This is a genomic window from uncultured Pseudomonas sp. (assembly GCF_943846705.1).
GTDB lineage: Bacteria > Pseudomonadota > Gammaproteobacteria > Pseudomonadales > Pseudomonadaceae > Aquipseudomonas.
The window spans coordinates 785,937-800,718 of sequence record NZ_OX044366.1; the positions used below are offsets into that span (position 1 = coordinate 785,937).

Annotated in this window: 14 protein-coding genes; 8 read left to right on the top strand and 6 right to left on the bottom strand. The window is 57.7% G+C overall.

Annotated elements, in window-relative coordinates:
* The first annotated feature begins 43 nt into the window (after nt 1-43).
* The 5 genes from Q0V31_RS03850 (at nt 44) to Q0V31_RS03870 (ending at nt 3,794) form a co-directional block, all read left to right on the top strand.
* Nucleotides 44-1,012, top strand: a complete 969-nt coding sequence (locus Q0V31_RS03850; protein WP_298184657.1) for a DUF932 domain-containing protein — start codon at nt 44-46, stop codon at nt 1,010-1,012.
* 79 nt (nt 1,013-1,091) lie between these two features.
* Nucleotides 1,092-2,093: a lambda-exonuclease family protein gene (locus Q0V31_RS03855; protein WP_298184659.1), complete on the top strand. Its 1,002-nt coding sequence runs from the start codon at nt 1,092-1,094 to the stop codon at nt 2,091-2,093.
* Nucleotides 2,094-2,182: 89 nt separating this feature from the next.
* Nucleotides 2,183-3,124, top strand: a complete 942-nt coding sequence (locus tag Q0V31_RS03860; protein ID WP_298184661.1) for a hydrolase or metal-binding protein — start codon at nt 2,183-2,185, stop codon at nt 3,122-3,124.
* Entirely contained in the window at nt 3,105-3,602 is a 498-nt protein-coding gene (gene radC, locus Q0V31_RS03865; RefSeq protein WP_298184663.1) for a DNA repair protein RadC, read from the top strand. The genes Q0V31_RS03860 and radC overlap by 20 nt, the downstream gene beginning before the upstream one ends.
* Before the next feature lie 12 nt (nt 3,603-3,614).
* Nucleotides 3,615-3,794 carry a hypothetical protein gene (locus Q0V31_RS03870; RefSeq protein WP_298184665.1) on the top strand — a complete coding sequence of 60 codons (180 nt, stop codon included), beginning with the start codon at nt 3,615-3,617 and terminating at the stop codon, nt 3,792-3,794.
* 77 nt (nt 3,795-3,871) lie between these two features.
* Here Q0V31_RS03870 and Q0V31_RS03875 read toward each other — a convergent pair whose 3' ends face one another.
* From Q0V31_RS03875 to Q0V31_RS03895, 5 genes are all read right to left on the bottom strand, one after another.
* A complete protein-coding gene (locus tag Q0V31_RS03875; RefSeq protein WP_298184667.1) occupies nt 3,872-6,913 on the bottom strand; it encodes a type I restriction endonuclease subunit R in 3,042 nt (1,013 codons plus the stop codon).
* Nucleotides 6,910-8,079, bottom strand: a complete 1,170-nt coding sequence (locus tag Q0V31_RS03880) for a restriction endonuclease subunit S (protein ID WP_298184669.1) — start codon at nt 8,077-8,079, stop codon at nt 6,910-6,912. The genes Q0V31_RS03875 and Q0V31_RS03880 overlap by 4 nt, the downstream gene beginning before the upstream one ends.
* Nucleotides 8,076-9,077 (bottom strand): virulence RhuM family protein, encoded by a 1,002-nt coding sequence (locus Q0V31_RS03885; protein WP_298184671.1) that lies wholly within the window; start codon nt 9,075-9,077, stop codon nt 8,076-8,078. The genes Q0V31_RS03880 and Q0V31_RS03885 overlap by 4 nt, the downstream gene beginning before the upstream one ends.
* Entirely contained in the window at nt 9,074-10,654 is a 1,581-nt protein-coding gene (locus Q0V31_RS03890; protein WP_298184673.1) for a type I restriction-modification system subunit M, read from the bottom strand. The genes Q0V31_RS03885 and Q0V31_RS03890 overlap by 4 nt, the downstream gene beginning before the upstream one ends.
* 81 nt (nt 10,655-10,735) lie before the next feature.
* A complete protein-coding gene (locus Q0V31_RS03895; RefSeq protein ID WP_298184675.1) occupies nt 10,736-11,611 on the bottom strand; it encodes a WYL domain-containing protein in 876 nt (291 codons plus the stop codon).
* 161 nt (nt 11,612-11,772) lie between these two features.
* On the opposite strand from Q0V31_RS03895, the gene Q0V31_RS03900 reads away from it, so the two are divergent.
* From Q0V31_RS03900 to Q0V31_RS03910, 3 genes are all read left to right on the top strand, one after another.
* Nucleotides 11,773-13,458: an NUDIX hydrolase gene (locus Q0V31_RS03900; protein WP_298184677.1), complete on the top strand. Its 1,686-nt coding sequence runs from the start codon at nt 11,773-11,775 to the stop codon at nt 13,456-13,458.
* 54 nt (nt 13,459-13,512) lie between these two features.
* A complete protein-coding gene (locus Q0V31_RS03905) occupies nt 13,513-13,716 on the top strand; it encodes a hypothetical protein (RefSeq protein ID WP_298184679.1) in 204 nt (67 codons plus the stop codon).
* Nucleotides 13,717-13,782: 66 nt separating this feature from the next.
* Nucleotides 13,783-14,037, top strand: a complete 255-nt coding sequence (locus Q0V31_RS03910) for a hypothetical protein (RefSeq protein WP_298184681.1) — start codon at nt 13,783-13,785, stop codon at nt 14,035-14,037.
* 41 nt (nt 14,038-14,078) lie between these two features.
* Here the strand turns inward: Q0V31_RS03910 and Q0V31_RS03915 are convergent, their stop codons facing one another.
* Nucleotides 14,079-14,735 (bottom strand): inovirus Gp2 family protein, encoded by a 657-nt coding sequence (locus Q0V31_RS03915; protein ID WP_298184683.1) that lies wholly within the window; start codon nt 14,733-14,735, stop codon nt 14,079-14,081.
* Nucleotides 14,736-14,782 lie beyond the last annotated feature (47 nt).

Here is a 14,782-nt window from a genome sequence, read left to right on the forward strand (position 1 = left end):
GCGCGGCGCGTTATGCCGGCCTGCAACCAAAGGAATCTCAACCATGGCTCATCTCATCGAACAAATGGCCTACGTCGGCGCTACCCCGTGGCACGGTCTGGGCAACAACCTTCCCAAGAAACAGCCCATTGAAATCTGGCAACGTGAAGCCGGTATGGACTGGCAGATCCAAGAAAGCCCGGTGCACTTCAAGTCGGATGCCATTGGCCACCTGGGCACAATCCACTCCTTCCCCGAGCAAAAAGTACTGTTTCGCTCAGACACTAAGGCCCCTCTGTCGGTAGTTTCCCAGCGCTACCACACCGTGCAGCCGCGTGAGGTACTGGAGTTCTACCGAGATCTCACCGAGGTTTCCGGCTACGAGTTGGAGACGGCAGGGGTGCTCAAGGGTGGTCGTAAGTTCTGGGCGCTGGCACGCACCGGCCAAGGTACGTCGATCAAGGGGAACGATCAGGTCAACGGCTACCTGCTGCTGGCCACGTCCTGTGACGGCACGCTGGCCACAACAGCAACGCCGACTACCGTTCGTGTGGTATGCAACAACACCCTGACCATCGCCCTGGATGGCACCAGCCGCGCCATCAAGGTGCCGCACAACACGCGCTTCAATTCTCAGGCAGTGAAGAAGCAGCTGGGTATCGCCGTCTCGCAATGGGACGACTTCATGTACCGCATGCGCCACTTAGCTGAACGTAAGGTGCAGTGGCATGAGGCGATGGGTTTCTTCATGAACGTCATGTGCGACGTCAGTCCGAACAGCCAGTTACCGGAACAGCTTCCTAACGAACGCGCCCTGCACAAGGTGCAGGAGCTTTACGAAGGACGTGGCCGTGGCAGTCAGTTGGAATCAGCGCGCGGTACTGCATGGGGCCTGCTCAACGCAGTCACGGAGTACGTCGACCACGAGCGCCGTGCACGCAGTACCGAATACCGTTTGGATTCGGCCTGGTTTGGCCAGGGCGCGCAGATCAAACAGCGTGCACTGGACACCGCTCTGCAACTGGTCGCCTGACCGCTTACTTACGCCACCCCATAACGCCCGATCAGTCTAGTTGCTGATCGGGCGTTTCTAATTTCGCAAGGTGAACGCTATGAAAGCTACTTCGATGAGCTGCGCCAGCAAACCGCGCCCGGCGCTGCGCTTGATCAGGACCAAGGAATTACCGCGTGAAGATTGGTTGGCCGTGCGTAAACAGGGTATCGGCAGCTCGGATGCCGGCGCTGCGGTAGGCCTAAATCCCTATAAATCGCAGCTCGAGCTATGGCTGGAGAAAACCGGCCGCGACACCACATTACCCAAGGCCGATCCGCACGATGAGGAAAGTCCGATGTATTGGGGCAATGTGCTGGAACCGGTCGTGGCCTGGCATTACAGCAAGCGCACCAGCAACCGCGTGCGGCGCATCAACGCCGTGCTGCAGCACCCAGATCCGGAGTTGCCTTGGATGCTGGCCAACATCGACCGCGAGGTGATCGGGGCCGACGATGTGCAGATCCTCGAATGCAAAACCGCCGGTATAAACGGTGCACGCCTCTGGAAGGAGGGCGTGCCTGAGTATGTGCAGTTACAAGTGATGCACCAGCTCGCGGTCACTGGCAAGCAGGCGGCAGATGTCGCTGTACTGCTCGGTGGTCAGACGCTGGAGATCCACCGTATAGAACGGGACGAGCAGATGATTGCTCGCCTGATCGAATTGGAGCGTAAGTTCTGGCACTACGTGGAAACCGATACGCCACCGCCTGCCGATGGATCAGCTTCGGCTGAAATGGCACTGCGCGCACTCTATCCGGAGGACAACGGCCAGACGCTGGACCTCAGCAATCATGCTGGGCTGACCGCTGCCTACATCGAGCTGAAGGTGGTGCGTCAGTCGATTGCCGAGAAAGAAACCCGTGAAGCCCAGCTCAAGCAGATGCTGCAACAGGCCATGGGTGACGCTACCCGCGCGGAGTTCAGCCACGGCTTTATCAGCTGGAAGAAGTCCAAAGACAGCACCGTTCTCGATGTCGAAAGCATGCTGAAGGACAAACCCTACCTGCAGGCCCGCTACACCAAGCAAAAGCAAGGCAGCCGGCGCTTCTTGGTCGGCTAATCCCACCCCGCTCAACCATTCCCTCCCCTTGGCCAGTCCATGCAGTTCGCGCTGCGTGGCTGGCCTTTTTCGTTTGCAGGAGAACCACCATGCTCAAAGGTTTGGCGATCACTCCACCCGTGCTCGGGCGCATTTCCATTGGCAAGGTCATCGAGAGAAACGGCAAACGCCTGCCGGAAAAGGATGACCAGTTCACTATCACGTCTCAGGTGCAAGGTAAGGAAGGCTGGCTGCTGCATCCGCTCAATGATGAGCTGCGCCAAAGCAAGGACGACAAACTCCGCAGCATTCCGGTACGCCTGCTGTTCAACGAGCCGGAGCTGAATTTCCGCGCCGACTACACGCTGTTCGACCGGCAGTCTGGCAGGCCGTTGTGCGTGGGCAATGGTGAGACCTGCAAGCGGGCCACTCAAGACGGCATGCAATCACTGCCCTGCCCTTCGCCAGATGCCTGCCCACTCGCCAAAGGCGGTGCCTGTAAGCCTTACGGCCGGATGAATGTGCTGATTGGTGATGACGATCCCCTGGGCAGTTTTGTGTTCCGCACCACCGGATTCAACAGCATCCGTACCCTGGTTGCACGCCTGCATTACTTCCAGGCCATCTCGGGCAACCGTTTGGCCTGCCTGCCGCTGGAGCTGCGTTTGCGCGGGAAATCGACACGGCAGAGCCATGGCACGCCGATCTTCTACGTCGACCTCACGGTGCGCAGCGGTATGGACGTGGCGGAGGCTCTGCAGGCAGCCAACGAGCTCGATGCGCAGCGGCAAGCTGCAGGCTTCGATCAAGCAGCACTGGATGAAGCGGCGCAGCGTGGCTTTGGCAATGGCGCCTTCGAGGACAGCGAGGAAGACGCTGGCGCCATCGCCGAGGAGTTCTACCCCGCCGAAGAAAACCCATCTCCAGCCACCAACACTCCCCAGCGATCTGCGAAAGCCAGCCTGGCCGAGAAGCTGGACGCGCAAGCCCAGCGCCGTACCCCACCGACAGATAACCATCAAGGAGCCCACCATGCGCCTGCACAAGCTTAAGGCCAGTGAGTCGACCGGCACCTACCTAGTCGAGTCGCCGGTCACCGAAACCGACATCCTTCTGATGGCCCGGCAGTTGGCGAATCTGCGTCTGCGACGGGGGCGAGCACTGACCTCACCAACGGAAGTGTTCAGCCACCTGCAGACGCTGCTGGGCGATTACGAACATGAGGTATTCGCCCTGCTCATGCTCGACAGCCGACATCGGGTGATTGCCTTCCAAGAGATGTTCCGGGGCACCCTGGACGGTGCCAGCGTCTACCCACGGGAGGTCGTCAAGGTTGCGCTGGAGCACAACGCTGCAGCAATGGTGCTGGTACACAACCACCCTTCCGGTGATCCCGAGCCCAGCCAGGCTGACCGCAATCTGACCCACAAACTGAGGGACGCTCTAAATCTAGTCGGGGTGAGGACGCTGGACCACGTCGTCGTGGGTCGCGAAGGCTGCGTGTCGTTGGCGGAACAGGGCGACCTGTGAGGAAAGCAAACGATGAAGCTACTACGCGTCTTGACTGCCGCAGCCATGTTCACCTGCATCCTGTCCGGGTGCCTGGCATTATTGCTGTTGGTGATTCTGATGGTGCGTTTTCCACCGCTACTGGTCGCTGTGTTGCTGACCTGCTGGATTGTCAGCAGGTTGTTGAGCGCCAGAGAAAAACCATCTCCATAAACACAACAAATACAGCATGGGCAGCCTTTGGGCTGCCCATGCTGCTGATTTGCTCATTTTTTTTGGTTCACTCAGCGTCAAGCCAGTCCGAAATAACGCTCGAAGAACACTGCCAGCTTGCCGAGTACCGATTGCTTCTTGGACGCATGCCCGTTGTTCTGCGAGAACCGCGACACGGGCGGCAGAATCTTGGTGATGGCAGTGCCATTAGTAGGGATACCGCCGTCACGGAAAGCATTATCAATAAACTCCCGCGCCGCTTCGGCGTTGAGGTTTTCCTCCGTGATGATGCGCTCCAGCTCCTCGGTCTTTTTGGCCGCCATGAAGCTCTGCCACTGAGCATCCACCCTGGCCGTGGTATTGACCGACTCCACGAACTGAACGATGAGATCCTTCTTGTTGCGTAGGCTGAGGCTGGAGTTGATGGCGCGCTCGATAGTGGCGCGGATTTCCTTGTCGTCCCCCGAGCCCTTTTTCTTCAGGTACTGCTCGACCAGCAGCAGGATGTAGTCGACGTTGATTTCCACCTGTTTGATGAGCTCGATCTCGAAGACCACGTCGTCGTTGATCGACTCCTTCTCCGCCTCTGACGTAGCACGAAACTCGGCATACAGATTCAGGTAAAGACTTTGGTAATCCTGGAACTGCCGCTCGCTGAGAATTTCATGCCCGGCAAAATCGTCGAAGGCCGTCAGAATGTTTTTCAGCCGCAGGATCGAACCGAAGAGCTTGATAAATGCCTTCTGCGCCGCTTCGCCAACGATGGCCTGCCCCAGTGGAAATTTGTCGAGCAGCTCGCCGACTCGCGCCTGGTATTCAGCGTAATACTCGGCATAAGGCTTCAGCAGCACGATCCCTTTGGCGTCTTTGTTGCCGAACAGGGCCAACGCATCGTTGGTTTCCTGTTCCAGATTGCGGAAGGAGACGATGTTGCCGTAGGTCTTGACCGAGTTGAGGATGCGATTGGTGCGCGAATACGCCTGGATCAGGCCATGCGCCTTGAGGTTCTTGTCCACCCACAGCGTGTTCAGCGTGGTGGCGTCGAAGCCGGTCAGGAACATGTTGACCACGATGACCAGGTCCAGCTCGCGTTTCTTCAGGCGCTGCGATAGATCCTTGTAGTAGTTCTGGAACTTGTCCGCCGAGGTGTCGAAGCTGGTGCCGAACAGCGCGTTGTAATCCTTGATCGCGGCATCCAGAAAATCCCGCGAGCTCTGATCCAGCCCCTCGGCCTCGAACTCCTCCTCGCCAAGCAGGCCGTCTTCGTCGTCCTCGTTGGCGGCAAAGCTGTAGATCAGCCCAACCTTGAGCCGCTGGGCCTCGGGCAGTTCCTGCTGCTGCTGCGCGGCAAATTCAGCGTAGTAACGCTTGGCCGCATCAATCGAGGCACAGGCAAACAGCGAATTGAAGCCCGCCACCCGCTTACCATCATGACGATAGGTGCTGGCGCGCTTGGTCTTCTGATCAAAATGCTCGCGGATATAACCGACGATCTGGCCGATACGCTCCGGCGCCAGCAGGGCGCGCTCGGTGTCGATGGCCGAGACCTGCTTGTCCTTGATCCGCGCCTGCATCTTGAGGGTATTGATGTAGTCGATACGAAACGGCAGGACGTTCTTGTCGTTGATCGCATCGACGATGGTGTAAGTGTGCAGCTTGTCGCCAAAGGCCTGCTCGGTAGTGCGGCGCAACGGGTTGCCACCGGTTCCCGAGTTCTTCGCAAAGATCGGCGTGCCGGTGAAACCAAACAGGTGGTAGCGCTTGAACACACGGGTGATTTCGCTGTGCATGTCGCCGAATTGGCTGCGGTGGCACTCGTCGAAAATCACCACCACATGCGCCTCGTACACCGGGTGCTTCTTGTTCTTGGCCACGAAGCGCGAGAGCTTCTGAATGGTGGTGATGATGATCCGCGCGTTTGGGTCTTCCAGCTGCTTCTGCAGCACCGAGGTGGAGGCATTGGAGTTGGCCGCGCCCTTCTCGAAACGCTCGTATTCGCGCATGGTCTGGTAGTCCAGATCCTTGCGATCCACCACGAACAGCACCTTGTCGATGTCCGGCAGGCCACGGGCGAGCTGGGCAGCCTTGAAGCTGGTCAGCGTCTTGCCCGAGCCGGTGGTGTGCCAGATGTAACCACCCGCTGCCAGCGTTCCCAATTGCCGGTGGTTGGTTGAGGTGGCGATGCGTTGCAGGATGCGCTCGGCGGCAACGATCTGGTAGGGCCGCATCACCAGCAGCTTACGATCCACATCGAACACGCAGTACTTGGTCAGCACGTTCAGCAGCGAATGCTTGGCGAAGAAGGTCTTGGTAAAGCCCACTAACTCGGTGATCGGCTGATTGCGCGCGTCAGCCCACCAACTGGTGAAGGAAAAGCTGTTGGATGTTTTGCTTTTACTGCGCTTGCCGGACTGCTCCTTCAAGTGCCCGTCGCGCACGGTGTTGCTGTAGTACTTGGTCAGCGTGCCATTGCTGATCACGAACAGCTGCACGTACTCGAACAAACCGCAGCCCGCCCAGAAGCTGTCGCGCTGGTAGCGGTTGATCTGGTTGAAGGCTTCGCGGATGTCCACGCCACGGCGTTTGAGCTCGACATGCACCATCGGCAGGCCGTTGACCAGCACTGTCACATCGAATCGCGTGGCGTGCCTGCCGCCCTGCTCGCCGGTTGGCGTTTCGTACTGATTGATCACCTGCAAGACGTTGTTGTGAATATTGGCCTTGTCGATCAGGTAGATGTTCTTGCTGCTGCCGTCATCGCGCTTCAGGACCTGGACGTGGTCTTCCTGCAGGCGCGCAGTTTTTTCCAGAATGCCGTCATTGCTGCCCGCAATGCAGGTCGCGAAGAAGCCCTGCCACTCGGCGTCGGAAAACACGATCTTGTTGAGCTGCTCCAGCCGAGTCCGCAGGTTGGCGACCAGCTCGGCCTCCGAACTGATCGTCAGGTACTCGTAGGCCTGCCGCTGCAGTTGTTCGATAAAAGCACTCTCCAGCGCCGCCTCGCTCTGGTAGCCGGTCTCGCGTACACCCAGCGCATCCGGCAGAAACTCGGCCACCACGGTGCTCTCGTTGGAGAGTGCAATGGCCTCGTAGCGATAGGGCTGGTTCTCAATGCTCATGCGGCTTCCTTGAAAGTGAGCAAACGGGCGCGGTAATGCGCGTACTGCTGGCGACGGGCGGCGATCTCGGCAGGCAGACCGACAGAGATGTCATTTACCAGCGCATCGAACTTGTCGAGGATTGCGACGATGCGTGCCTGCTCCTCAGGCGAGGGAACAGGGATGGTCAGCTTGGCCAAGCTTTCTGCGGACAAGCGCTTCACCTTGGCTCGGGCGACAAACTTGTTCTTCTCCGCGTGAAACGCTGTGCTCTGGAAGTAATAGGAAACGAACCGAGGATTCAGCGAATGCCGGAAGGCAAAGCAGTCGTCATGAATCGCCACCTCACCATGGCCAAGCCATGCCACTGCCTTGCCCACATCCTCAACCGTCTCGCCCACGCCAGCGATTATCAAATCGCCTGGACGTGCAAAGCGTAAGGTAGATGGCATATCGGTACGCACATGGGAAACCGCCGTCTCGGCGACGGTGCCATACTGCGTATAAATGTCACCATAGTGAATGCACTCAATTCCGGCATCCACATAATCTGCTTTGGTAAACCGCCGCCCCCGGAAGAACTCTCCCACCTCGGCCATCGCGGCCCAGCGAATATCTTGATCGCTGAAAGCGAGCAAGGCGTCGCGGTAGTACTTGTACTGCCGGCGACGCGCCTCAAGCTCCGCCTCAAGCTCCGCCTCAAGCTCCGCCTCAAGCTCCGTGAAAGCGTCAAGAACTTTCACGATTTGCAGCTGAACCTCCAAGGGCGGCACAGGAATTCGAAGCTGCTTGAAGGCATCAGTTTGTAAATTCTTCTGCGCACCTTGGCTGCTACAGGCATATATCTCTGCCTGCATGTTGAACAGAAGGTAAGCGATGAAATCCTTATCGATAGACTCATCTATCGGATCAAAGGTGAACCCCGAGTCGAGCATCCAGAACTTACCTGCGACACGGCGTACGCACCGCTCCGACATAGCAAAACGGGACACGACATATTCATTTTCACGATTGAAAAGATCCGTACGAAAGCTCTCACCTCCGCCACCGTATACAGGGTAAAGGGTGCCTAAGTGCTCCAGCTTCGTGATTCGCTCACCAAAATTTATTTTTATTAGAGAGCCAATCTCCTTGAACTCCACCCCCTCCGGGCAAATCTCGGCGATCAACGCATCGATCCGGCTCATGGCTCTTTCTTCCTGGTAATTTTCTTCTGCACCGTCTTCACGGTTTCCAGATAGGCCGTTTCCACCTCGCTCGGCTGCTCGGCCAACTGGGCGCGAAACTTGGCGTACTCCTTTTCGGCGTGAGTAATGGCCTGCTGGTGGCTGACTTTGCCGGCACCTTCCAGGGCCTTGCCGCCCATGGCCAGGATTAGTTGCTCCAGGTGCGCGAGCCAATCCTTCATATAGGTCGGTTCGTGGTTCATGGCCCGAAATTCGGCGGCGTCGAAATAAGCCGAAACCAGCGTATTCAGCCGTTTTAGCTCGTCAGCGTTGAGGTAATTCTTGGCGTTGGCGACTTCAGCCTTGGTGGGCTGCTTGCCGCTGAAGGACAACAGGCCCATGAAGGGCTTACCGGCATCGGCACGCTGCCTGACCACTTCCGCCGCTGTATGACCGTGGGCCGCATAATGCAGCTTGTTCTGTACGGCCTTGAAGAACACCACGCTGGCTTCGGCCTTAGGGTCGTAATCCACGCTGGTGGCGTACAGGTCGAGCACCTGGCGGTAGAGCACCTTCTCGCTGGAGCGAATGTCGCGGATGCGATCCAGCAGTTCTTTCCAGTAGCTGCCGCCGCCCAGGTTCTTCAGGCGCGCGTCATCCATGGTGAAGCCCTTGACCAGGTACTCGCGCAGGCGCTCGGTGGCCCAGATGCGGAAGCGCGTGCCCTGCTGCGACTTGACCCGGTAGCCGACCGAGATGATGACGTCGAGGTTATAGAAGTTGGTCGGCTTGGTAGAAAATTCGGAAATTCCGATTTTTCTCATCACCTGCTCCGGCACCAACTCGCCCTCTTCGAAGACGTTCTTGATGTGCTCGTTGATGGTCGACTTCGCCTTGCCAAACAGCTCTGCCATCTGCTCCTGCGTCAGCCAGACCGTATCGCCGTCTAGCCGCACATCGATGGCGGTTGCATCGCCACGTTGGTAAAGAATGATCTCCCCTGCAGGCTGCTCGCTCATGCCTGGGCTCCTTCCAGATCCGCAACAATGGCGTCGATCTGCTTTCTCAACTCCGTTTGCCTGACAACGATGCCGCTGATTTTTTCATTGAGCTCACGAATATCCACCACTTCACTGGTGTCGGCCTGCTCGACATAGCTGGAGACGGCGATGTTGTAGCCGTTGGCGGCGATGTCGCCGTTCTCAACCATACGTGCGAAATGGTCGATGTTCTGGCGACCGGTGAATGCGTCTAGGATTTTCCGCTGGTGATCGAGCAACATCTTGTTCTTGTTGCCGCTGCGCACGAACAGGCTGGAGGCGTCGATGAATAGCGTGGCGTTGTCGCGCTTGGACTTCTTCAGCACGATGATGCAGGTCGCGATGGTGGTGCCGAAGAACAGATCCGGTGGCAACTGGATAACGGCATCGACGTAGTTGTTGTCGATCAGGTATTTGCGAATCTTGGCTTCCGCACCGCCGCGATAGAGCACGCCGGGGAACTCGACAATGGCAGCCGTGCCGTTGACCGCCAGCCAGCTTAGAATGTGCAACGTGAAGGCCAGGTCGGCCTTGCTCTTGGGCGCGAGCACGCCGGCCGGAGCGAAGCGCGGGTCGTTGATCAGCAGCGGGTTGGCATCGCCATCCCATTTGATCGAGTACGGCGGGTTGGAAACAATGGCCTCGAAAGGCTCGTCATCCCAGTGCGCCGGGTCGGTCAGCGTGTCGCCGTGGGCGATGTTGAACTTCTCATAGTTCACGTTGTGCAGGAACATGTTGATCCGGCACAGGTTGTAGGTGGTGAGGTTGATTTCCTGGCCGTAGAAACCCTGACGCACCTTGTTGTGCCCTAGCACCTTGGAAAAGCTCAGCAACAGCGAACCGGAGCCACAGGCTGGGTCATAAACCTTGTTGACCTCCTTCTTGCCCACCACCGTGATGCGGGCCAGCAGTTCTGAGACCTCCTGCGGGGTATAGAACTCGCCACCGGACTTGCCGGCGGTGGAGGCATACATCTGCATCAGGTACTCGTAGGCGTCGCCGAACAGGTCGATGCTGTTGTCGGCAAAATTGCCCGAGCTGTTGCCCAGCGGCAGATCGCCGATGGCGTCGAGCAGCTTCACCAGCTTTTCGTTGCGTTTGGCCACGGTGTGGCCGAGCTTGCTGCTGTTGACGTCCAGATCATCGAACAGCCCTTTGAAGTCATCCTCGCTACCAGCGCCCGACGCCGAGGCCTCAATGTCCTTGAACACTTTCGACAGGGTTTCGTTGAGGTTCGGATCATGGCGGGCGCGCTTGCGCACATTGGCAAACAGTTGCGACGGCAGGATGTAGAAGCCCTTTTCCTGAACCGTTTCGTAACGGCCCACGATAGCGTGGGCGTCTGCCAAATCGCTGTAGTCAAAATCCGCACTACCCGCGCGGCGCTCCTGTGCGTTGAGGTAGTTGGTCAGGTTCTCCGAGATGAAGCGGTAGAACAGCATGCCAAGAACGTAGGTCTTGAAGTCCCAGCCATCGACGCTGCCACGCAGGTCGTTGGCGATGCGCCAGATGGTTTTGTGCAGTTCGGCGCGTTCAAGATCTCTGGTGTTGCTCATGGGACGGTAATCACTCTCAGTTTTCGTGTCGCCGGATGACTAACGCATCGCGGCGTGTATGTAATCGTTCGCTCAGGCTGCTCAGTAACCGGGCGCCAGCACCGCTGTTTCCACGCCGTAGAGCAGCAGGGGATCTTTCAGCCAGAGGCGGTACTCCGGATCACGCAGCCGATGATCCGGCGAGCAGTCGACGCTCCATTTGCGCAGTACGTAACCCGCCGTGGCCCCGCGCAACCTCAGGCGCAGCACACCGTCTTGCATGGCGTAATCCATGGCGGTGATGTCCGGATGCGGCTGGTCGGGGTGCGGCACCAGTTCGACCTCCAATATCCGGCTCCACTGGACATCCTGCTCCGGTCGCTCGTTCTCGGCGACGGGAGACTCCATCAGCAGCTTCGGCCGCTTGATGCGGGTGACCACGAAGTCCCGAAACGCACCGCGCTTGCGGTCATAGCCGCGCACGTGCCAGCGCAAGCCCGTATCGATGAGGGCAAAAGGCACGATCTCCCGCTGGGTCTTGCCGCTGCCTAGGGAGTAGTACTCCACGCGCAGAGCGCAGCGGTGGTAAATGGCACGAGTCACGATACCCAGCGTATCCAGATCCGGCTGGGTAAGACGCCCGGACGTTACGCAGGAGATTCCCGGCGCACTGCTTGCAGGCTCGCCATCACCAAAACCCTCTGCCAGCCAGGCCAGTACCCGGTCAGCAGAGAAGGTGAAGATCGGTCGGAACTCCTTGGTCGGCGTGTAAATTTTACTGCTGCGGTCATACGCCAAATTGTTGCCGGCGAGCTCACGATAGGTGGCGAGGTCACGGGTGGCGGCCGCCGTTTGAATGCCGAAGCGCTGAATCAGGTCCTGCCGGCCTATCTCCCCCACGAATCGCAGGCGCAACTCCAGGTAGGCCAGGCGATCGCGCTGGGCTTGCGTTAGTTGCGAGAGAGCTTCAGTGGTCATTCTTGGACTGGCCTTAGTTAAAGCCGGGACAGCATAAATTGCGATCACAACACCCGCAATTAAAAATCACGAACACACCATTTACAGATCATTTTGATTCGTAATAGCCTAAGGCAATCTTCGGGCGACCCGCTGCCCGACCCACAAACTCAGGGACGGGCATGTACATGTGGCTGTTTACCAAATTCGGCTTCTTTTCAGTCGTGAACAAGGGCGATAACGATGAACTCACGGTGCGCAGCCGCACCAAGAGTGATCTGGACCGACTCCGCAATCACTATCTGCCCTCGCTTTCGCCCTCCCGCGCCCACGAAGGCACCGACTACCCTTGGCGGGCCACCACATCACCCACCGCCTTGGGCGAGGCAATGCGCGTTATTGCGCAGGACATTGACTATGCGATCTTCAAGGACGAAGTAGCACTTGGCCTAGGGAAGGATCGTGCCAAGCGCTACGGCAAAATCTGGTCGGCGCTTTACGATATGCCGGATGATCTGCACGAACCCCATCCGGACGGCTTCGAGGGCCTATCCTGGCAACAAAGCGCCAGCACCGGCAAAGCCTTGGCATATGGCGGCGTGGTGATCGACCCCAATGGCTACCTGCTGATGCGCGAGGTGAAAAACCACTTCGATGGCTATGTGTGGACATTTGCCAAAGGCCGCCAGGATAAAGGGGAGTGTCCAAGGCAGACCGCACTGCGCGAAGTCCGCGAAGAGATGGGCATAGATGCCACCATTCTCTCAGCCATACACGGCGAATTTGCTGGCGGCACCACGATCAATCGTTACTTCCTGATGCTGACAGACCGTGGAACACCAGACCTCACCTTTAGTAACCGGGAGACTGAGCGCCTGATCTGGGCAACCCCAGAGGAAGCCAAGCGACTGATCGCGCAATCAACCAACAGTAAAGGATTAGAGCGCGACCTTGCCATTCTTCAGGCCGCGCTGGCCCTTCTGCCTGCCGAACCACCACTGAAACGTGCTATGGCTCGCCGTACCGACTGGCAAAGCAAATTCATGCCCGCTGCACGGGTAACTGTGCCTCTGGAAACTCGCTACTCGCTTCAGGAAATGGCCACCATTATCCGCGGCTTCGTGCCGACCGCGATGGAAGAGAAGTGGTTCATCTTCTACGAAGACGGCGTGTTGCACTGTCACCGCAGCTGGACAGGCATCTGCATTTTCCGAGTTCACTTCAAGCCCTGCGATAGCGGCTGGCAAGCATGGCAAGTGGAAATCAACCGGCACCCTGGGCAATACAACGCGACCAGTGACCGAGAAGATCTGGCACTACTGGACTCAATCATCGAACACCTATTGATCCATGGCCCAGTAGAGCCGACGGTCGATGGCTTTGCTCAGGCGCTGCTGCAGTCGACTCAGCCTGGCTACCTGGGGTCACCTCAAGTCGTCGGCGAGCTGCTGCAAGAGTTGTTTATCGCCGTCGTCGAGCAGCGCAAAGGCACAGTGGAAAGGGGAGCACCGCTTGCCGTGATCAAAAAACTTTCCGTGATTTTTTCTGAGGATACGGAAGGCTATATCCGCATGCCTGGATGGCACAGCGAGCAGCAACTTGGTAAAGCATTGGTGCATTCCTGCAATCTGGATGAAGACTATTGCGAAGGAGAGAACCTCTGCTGCTTGGTCTCAGAGGGATTGGCTGCACTGCAGCTGACGATTGGCGAATTGCTTAGCGGCTTTGAAACAGATGACGACGCGCAATGGGAGCGAGATGCCCTACCTCAGCTCAACGAACTGCACCGATTCGCCACGGCAGTGATGCTCGGCACCAACAGCGTGACACATCCAGGTATCACGCTCAGGGACTTTAGTTGGGAATAATCGAACATCCCATGCCACCAAGCCTGCCAACAGCACATATAAGGCAATTACACGATGAGTGACTTCGCCCCAAAATACGCCCTGTGGGATGAGTTTCTGACAGCCTGGCCGGCTTCACGACTGGCAACCATGACGCTGGATGAATACACCCAGGCCGGCTCGAAGGAGAGCTTCACCTACTGGATCGAATCGCGGCTCGATGAGCTGGGCAGTATATGGGGATGCCAGGACCTACTGCCTGGCTCTCGCGCACAATGACTCAGGTCGCTGCTGTGCGATTCAAGATTCTGCGTTGCGCAGCCGGTGCCTGGCTGAGGTGCGGCGATGAGTGCCGACGAGATACAAACGCGGCTGATTGACCTAGACCGTCTGGCTCGCGAAACAGACCGCGTGGAAAGAGAGATTTTGCGCAAAGCTCGAGATCGGCTGCGCCAGCTTTCAGATAAACCGGGCAGCGAACCGGAAGAGCTCCTGCTTACGGAAGTGATCCACAAGGCCCAGGCGGTGCTTGGAACAAGCTCCTTGCCATCCACCCAGCGCCATAGTGACTCCCCTTGCCAAACCTGCCAGCGCGATTGAGCCCAGCCGGGGCTCAACGCAAGCGACAGCGCAACAGGTAATCAGAGCCTGCTTGCCCCGAAACCATGCAGGCCATTCCCGTAGACCTTGGTGGCGACCTTGCAGAGGTAGCTGGCCCTATAGAAAAATTCGGCCTGGCTCTGCGGATCATTGCGACGTACGCAATAGGCTGGATTGGCCGGTATCTCTACCAGCCCCCTGACCGCTTCCACTGATAGCCCCAAGGCACTTGCCCATGCCTGTTCGAGACGATTGAACATGTTGCCCCTTCCGGTCTCGAATTTACCGAGGGCATTAAACGCATCAAAATTCAGCAGAATAGCCATGTGATAGTGGGGTCTTCCATACAGCCCTACCTCCCGCGCCCATACGAACCGTACATTGCTGTCATGCGCATTCTTGTTATCTACGCGCGCCATTCGGCGATTGTGACGTATCTTCGCTTTAAACGATTCTAAAAAGCGCTCTACCACCTGATTCAGGTAATAGCACTCAGGCAGATCTATTCCAGCAGGAAACCTTAGATCAACCCTAAAAGCCAATACTCTAGAATATTGCTGCACAGCCTGCTCTACCGTATCACGGAGTCTTCTTAGATACTGCTGAAAAAATGGCCCCTTATCGCCCTGAATCGGCAGTCCACAATACCCACTCCCCTCATGGATTATCAGATTATGGTTTTGATTATGACGCTGCATTACTGAATACCTCGCTGTTAGTTTCATATACTTCTAACAGCAAGTAG

Bases quoted from the DNA above. Each gene is read 5' to 3' on its own strand.
- Q0V31_RS03855 (WP_298184659.1), top strand. From the start codon at position 1,092: ATGAAAGCTACTTCGATGAGCTGCGCCAGCAAACCGCGCCCGGCGCTG.
- Q0V31_RS03910 (WP_298184681.1), top strand. From the start codon at position 13,783: ATGAGTGCCGACGAGATACAAACGCGGCTGATTGACCTAGACCGTCTG.
- Q0V31_RS03860 (WP_298184661.1), top strand. From the start codon at position 2,183: ATGCTCAAAGGTTTGGCGATCACTCCACCCGTGCTCGGGCGCATTTCC.
- Q0V31_RS03885 (WP_298184671.1), bottom strand. From the start codon at position 9,077: ATGAGCGAGCAGCCTGCAGGGGAGATCATTCTTTACCAACGTGGCGAT.
- Q0V31_RS03870 (WP_298184665.1), top strand. From the start codon at position 3,615: ATGAAGCTACTACGCGTCTTGACTGCCGCAGCCATGTTCACCTGCATC.
- Q0V31_RS03915 (WP_298184683.1), bottom strand. From the start codon at position 14,735: ATGCAGCGTCATAATCAAAACCATAATCTGATAATCCATGAGGGGAGT.
- Q0V31_RS03875 (WP_298184667.1), bottom strand. From the start codon at position 6,913: ATGAGCATTGAGAACCAGCCCTATCGCTACGAGGCCATTGCACTCTCC.
- radC (WP_298184663.1), top strand. From the start codon at position 3,105: ATGCGCCTGCACAAGCTTAAGGCCAGTGAGTCGACCGGCACCTACCTA.
- Q0V31_RS03905 (WP_298184679.1), top strand. From the start codon at position 13,513: ATGAGTGACTTCGCCCCAAAATACGCCCTGTGGGATGAGTTTCTGACA.
- Q0V31_RS03900 (WP_298184677.1), top strand. From the start codon at position 11,773: ATGTACATGTGGCTGTTTACCAAATTCGGCTTCTTTTCAGTCGTGAAC.
- Q0V31_RS03850 (WP_298184657.1), top strand. From the start codon at position 44: ATGGCTCATCTCATCGAACAAATGGCCTACGTCGGCGCTACCCCGTGG.
- Q0V31_RS03890 (WP_298184673.1), bottom strand. From the start codon at position 10,654: ATGAGCAACACCAGAGATCTTGAACGCGCCGAACTGCACAAAACCATC.
- Q0V31_RS03895 (WP_298184675.1), bottom strand. From the start codon at position 11,611: ATGACCACTGAAGCTCTCTCGCAACTAACGCAAGCCCAGCGCGATCGC.
- Q0V31_RS03880 (WP_298184669.1), bottom strand. From the start codon at position 8,079: ATGAGCCGGATCGATGCGTTGATCGCCGAGATTTGCCCGGAGGGGGTG.